Genomic DNA, 2,211 nt, shown 5'->3' on the forward strand with positions numbered 1-2,211 from the left:
CGCCGCGCTCGGCGCCAGCCTGGACACGCTGCGCCGCAACGGACAGGAGCTGACCGCGCGGCGTCAGACCCTGAAGGACCGGCTGACCGATCTGGGCAACGACCTGGCGGCGGCGAAGGCCGCGGCGCCGACGGCGTCGGCCCAGGTGTCGGTGGTGACGCTGCGGCTGTCGACGGCCGAGGCCGCCGACGTCGGCCTCTCCTATCGCGTCGCGGGCGCGGGCTGGCAGCCGCAATATCGCGCGCGCCTGGACACCGCGACCGGCGCGCTGGCGATCGAGCGCCTGGCGCAGATCGCGCAGACCAGCGGCGAGGACTGGACCGACGTGAAGCTCAAGCTCTCGACCGTGCGGCCGCGCGACGCCGTCGCGATCGAGCCGCTGGTGCCGTGGACGCTGGCGGTCCAGCAGGAAATCTTCGAGAAGATGACCCGTTCCCGGATGGCGATCGCACCGGTGGCGATGGCCGCACCGGCGCCGGCTGCGGATCTGCGTTCCGTCGAGGTGACGGGCTCGCGCGTCGCGGAGACGATCCGCTTCGATCCGAGCGTCTTCGAAGGGGAGTTCGGCGCCGAATACGACCTGCCGCAGCGCGTGACGCTGCGCGCGGACGGCGCGATGTCGACGGTCAGCCTGGGCCGCACGGCCGAGCAGGCCCGGGTGCTTGCACGCGTGCAACCACGGACCGAGGCGGCGGCCTACCTCGTCGCCGAGCTGCCGCGCCCGCAGGGCTCGTGGCCCGCGGGGCCGGTGCAGCTGTTCCGTGACAACGCGCTGATCGGCCAGGTGCCGCTGCAGTTCGGCGGCGAGACCACGTGGACGCTGCCCTTCGGTCTCGACGACCGGCTGCGCGTGCGCGTGGAGCCCGACAAGCGCGATGGCGCGAACGGCGGCTTCATCGGCGGGCGCCGCGAGGTCGTGGTGACGCGCCAATGGCAGGTCGAGAACCTGCGCGGCAAGCCGGTGACGCTGCAGGTGCTGGAGCCGGCGCCGGTGTCGGAGCACGAAGACATCCGCGTGCAGACGCAGTTCACGCCGCCGGTGACCAAGGCCGACTGGCGCGACCAGCGCGGGATCCAGATGTGGGAGCTGCCGCTGGCGCCGAACCAGACGCAGCGCTTCCAGGCGGTCTACAAGGTCAGCGCGCCCAAGGACGCCAACGTTCCGAACCTGCCCTGAGGCTGCGCGCGGCCGGCTCCGCGAGGCCGGGCGCGCAGGACCGCGTCAGGTCCTGATCTCGCCCTGGCCCAGCACCACCCACTTCATCGAGGTCAGGCCTTCCAGGCCCACCGGGCCGCGGGCGTGGAACTTGTCGGTGGAGATGCCGATCTCCGCGCCCAGGCCGTACTCGAAGCCGTCGGCGAAGCGCGTGCTGGCGTTGACCATCACGCTGGCCGAATCGACCTCGCGCAGGAAGCGCATCGCGCTGAGGTGGTTGGTGGTGAGGATCGCATCGGTGTGATGCGAGCCATGGCGGTTGATGTGCGCGATGGCCTCGTCCAGCGAGTCGACGATCTTGATGCTGATGACCGGCGCCAGGTATTCGGTGTCCCAGTCCTGCGGCGTGGCGGGCTTGAGCAGGTCGCGCGGCACCGCTTCCAGCAGCGCCAGCGCGCGCTCGCAGCCGCGCATCTCCACGCCCTTGGCCGCGAACACCATGCCGATGCGCGGCAGGAAGTCGGCGGCCTGCTTCGCATGGACCAGCAACGACTCGGTCGCGTTGCAGGGGCTGTACTTCTGCGTCTTGGCGTTGTCGACGACGGTCACCGCCAGGTCCAGGTCGACCTCGGCGTCGACGTAGCTGTGGCAGTTGCCGTCCAGGTGTTTGATCACCGGCACGCGGGCCTCGCGGCTGATGCGCTCGATCAGGCCCTTGCCGCCGCGCGGAATGATCACGTCGACGAAGGCCGGCATCGCGATCAGCAGCCCGACCGCCGCGCGGTCGGTGGTGTTGACCAGCTGCACCGCCTCGCGCGGCAGGCCGGCTTCCTCGAGGCTGTCGGCCACCAGCGCCGCCAGCGCCAGGTTGCTGTGCAGCGCCTCGGAGCCGCCGCGCAGGATGCAGGCGTTGCCGCTCTTGATGGCGAGCGACGCGGCCTCGATGGTCACGTTCGGGCGGCTCTCGTAGATCATGCCGAAGACGCCCAGCGGCACGCGCATCTGGCCGACGCTGATGCCGGTGGGGCGACGCTTCACGCCGGTGATCTCGCCGA

Annotated in this window: 2 protein-coding genes; one reads left to right on the forward strand and one right to left on the reverse strand. The window is 71.3% G+C overall.

The features are described 5' to 3' along the window. Positions 1 to 1,177, forward strand: a 1,177-nt coding sequence (locus FUT87_RS21005) for a DUF4139 domain-containing protein (protein WP_147242280.1), incomplete at its 5' end; no start/stop codon positions are given. A 45-nt stretch (positions 1,178 to 1,222) separates the two neighbouring features. Here FUT87_RS21005 and FUT87_RS21010 read toward each other — a convergent pair. Then, positions 1,223 to 2,211 (reverse strand): glutamate-5-semialdehyde dehydrogenase (locus FUT87_RS21010; protein ID WP_147242281.1); only part of this gene is annotated, 989 nt, incomplete at its 5' end.

The sequence above is a fragment of the Mitsuaria sp. TWR114 genome (assembly GCF_007997345.1).